Annotated in this window: 4 protein-coding genes; all 4 read left to right on the top strand. The window is 49.2% G+C overall.

Annotation, left to right across the window (positions count from 1 at the left end; all coding sequences use genetic code 11):
* On the top strand, positions 1-270 hold a 270-nt coding region (locus tag ACMUOV_RS08605; RefSeq protein ID WP_413854740.1), incomplete at its 5' end, for a DNA gyrase C-terminal beta-propeller domain-containing protein.
* Entirely contained in the window at positions 254-1,519 is a 1,266-nt protein-coding gene (locus tag ACMUOV_RS08610; protein ID WP_413854742.1) for a hypothetical protein, read from the top strand. The genes ACMUOV_RS08605 and ACMUOV_RS08610, both read left to right, overlap by 17 nt.
* Positions 1,519-1,932 carry a Holliday junction resolvase RuvX gene (ruvX, locus tag ACMUOV_RS08615; protein ID WP_413854743.1) on the top strand — a complete coding sequence of 138 codons (414 nt, stop codon included), beginning with the start codon at positions 1,519-1,521 and terminating at the stop codon, positions 1,930-1,932. Before ACMUOV_RS08610 ends, ruvX begins: the two co-directional genes overlap by 1 nt.
* Positions 1,933-1,983: 51 nt before the next feature.
* Positions 1,984-2,532 (top strand): peptide deformylase, encoded by a 549-nt coding sequence (gene def, locus ACMUOV_RS08620; protein ID WP_413854744.1) that lies wholly within the window; start codon positions 1,984-1,986, stop codon positions 2,530-2,532.
* Positions 2,533-2,722: the final 190 nt, after the last annotated feature.

A 2,722-nucleotide genomic window follows, 5' to 3' on the forward strand; every position in this document is an offset into this window, starting at 1 on the left:
AACCTCGTGGGTATAGAAGCCGTAACCGATGCTGATGATCTGATGTTGATGACCAAGAGCGGAACAGCTATCCGCATGGATATCTCCACCATCCGCGTAGCTGGTCGTGCTACACAAGGCGTCAAACTGATCGAACTCCAGAAACGTAACGACAGCCTCATGAGCGGCTGCATCGTGCCGAAAGAGGAGGAAGAACAAGTACCAAGTGACGAAGTACCAAGTGACGACGTACAAACAGAAGAAACAAATAACAATGAAAACCAAGAATAACATGAGAAAATCATTGATTTTGGCAGCGTTGGTGCTCATGAGCGCCGGCTGCTTTGCACAGAAAGCCAACCTGAAAAAGGCAAAGAACTATGCCCTGCAAGAGACTCCGGATTTCGGAGCAGCACGTGCGGCGATTGACGAGGCTCTGACCAACGAGGAGACCAAGAATCTGGCAGAAACCTATTATGTAGCCGGATTGATTGGTTATCAAGAGTTGACCCAGGAGAACTACAACCAACTGATGGGAAAAGGTGTAAACCAGGCTAAGGCAGGTCAGGCTGTAGAGGAAAGTTATGACTACTGGCTCAAGGCCGATGAGTTGGCAATGATCCCTGTGCTGAACAAGAAAGGCGTAGAGGTTCCGGCTGATCCCAAGACCCGCGCAAACATTGTGAAGAAAATGCTGGAGTACTACAAAAACCAGGAGTTGGTAAAGTACGGTATTTATCTGAACGAGCAGCGTGATTTCGTTGGCGCATACAACGCGTTCAAGAAACACATCGCTATCCCTGATCTGGCTATGATGCAGACCGAAAAGCTGCAGAAAGAGATGCCGCGTGACACCGTTTATGACCAGTACAAGTACTACGCAGCTATCTTTGCTGTTCAGGCTGAGATGCACCCGGAGGCTATCGAACTTCTCAACCAACTGAAAGACGGTGAGTATGAGGCTATCTCGGTGAACCAGTTCCTGTATCAGGAGTACGTGGCTGTGAAGGATACCGCCAAGTTCGTGGAGACGCTGCAGAACGCTATCGTTCGTTTCCCGAGCGAGCCGTGGTTCCTGCAGAACCTGATCAACTACTATATCTTCTCCGGTCAGGAGCAGACAGCTATCGATTATTTGGCACAAGCTATCGAGCGTGAGCCGAACGTAGCACAGTATCACCTGATCAAAGGTAACCTGGACGAGAACCAAGGTCACTATGAGGATGCACTCAAGGATTTTGACAGCGCACTGGCAATCGATCCGACACTGGCTGACGCAATGGCAGGCAAAGGTCGTGTTTGGTACAACCAGGCTGTTAAACTGAACGAAGCTGCTGCTACTATCTCTGACAACCGCGAGTACAAGAAAGCGTTGGACGAGATGAACGAAGTGTTCCGCAAATCGTTGCCCTATTTCGAGGAGGCACACAAGATGGCTCCCGAGGAGCGCAGCTACATGCAGACACTGAAAGGTCTGTACTACCGCTTCGGTATGGACGACAAGTACAACGCAATCAGCGAGGAACTGAACAACCTCTAATGGGTAGAATACTCGCCATAGACTACGGTCGCAAGCGTACAGGATTAGCCGTTACGGATCCACTCCGCATAACGGCTAATCCGTTGCTTACCGTAGAGACAAAAGACCTGATGACCTGGCTTGCCGGATACCTGGCAAAAGAGCAGGTGGATCAAGTAGTAATTGGACATCCGACGCAGATGAACGGCGAGGAGTCGGAGAGTATGAACTATATCAGGCCGTTCATGGGGAATTTCAAAAAGCAGTTTCCCAATATCCCCTTAACTATGTACGACGAGCGCTTCACGTCTGTGCTGGCGCACCAAGCCATGCTGGCCGGAGGCATGAAAAAGAAAGACCGGCAGAACAAAGCCGCCGTGGACAAAATAGCGGCATGCATCATTCTGGAAGGCTATTTGGACAGCCTTCGTTAAAATCGTAAATCGTTAAATCGTAAATCGTCAAATAGTAAATCGTAAATTAAAATGGTTTTACCTATATACTTGTATGGTCAGCCGGTGTTGAGAAAGCCGACTGAGGAAATAGAGCAAACGCCGGAGTTGAAGCAGTTTATCGCCGATATGTACGAGACGCTGACGCAAGCCGAGGGCTGCGGATTGGCTGCTCCGCAGGTTGGCAAGGCATGGCGTTTGTTTGTTGTTGATGGATCCGAACTGGCGGAAGATTATCCTGAGTGCAAGGATTTCAAGCGTGCATTTATCAACCCGGAGTTGTTAGAGACCAGTGAGGAAACCTGCACTTATAGCGAAGGCTGTTTGTCGCTGCCGGGTATCAGCGAGAATGTCGTGCGTCCGAAAACCATTCGTCTGCGTTACTTGGACGAAGATTTCAATGAACATGTGGAGGAGTTCACGGGATTCTGTGCGCGGATTGTGCAACACGAATATGACCATCTGGAGGCACATGTGTTCACCGATCGTATCTCTCCTATCCGCAAGACTTTTGTGCGCAACAAACTGGCGGCTATCGCTAAAGGCAAAGTGGGCGCACGATATAAGTACAAACGCCAATAGGTCGGGGGCGAGTCGGAGTCAAGTCGGGCTAAACGTATAGCCTTGCAATACCTTTGCAATACCCTTATAGTATATGGATTTACTGTCTATCATATTATTGGCTATCGGTCTGGCTATGGACTGTTTTGCAGTCAGCATAGCACAAGGTCTTTCTTCTAATCCAAACGACCATCATCATCGTCCCAAGGCG

It is taken from the genome of Candidatus Ruminimicrobium bovinum, assembly GCF_902760015.1.
Classification (GTDB): domain Bacteria; phylum Elusimicrobiota; class Endomicrobiia; order Endomicrobiales; family Endomicrobiaceae; genus Ruminimicrobium; species Ruminimicrobium bovinum.

Excerpts from the sequence above, each read along its gene's own strand:
- ACMUOV_RS08610 (WP_413854742.1), top strand. The coding sequence starts at position 254 with ATGAAAACCAAGAATAACATGAGAAAATCATTGATTTTGGCAGCGTTG.
- ruvX (WP_413854743.1), top strand. The coding sequence starts at position 1,519 with ATGGGTAGAATACTCGCCATAGACTACGGTCGCAAGCGTACAGGATTA.
- def (WP_413854744.1), top strand. The coding sequence starts at position 1,984 with ATGGTTTTACCTATATACTTGTATGGTCAGCCGGTGTTGAGAAAGCCG.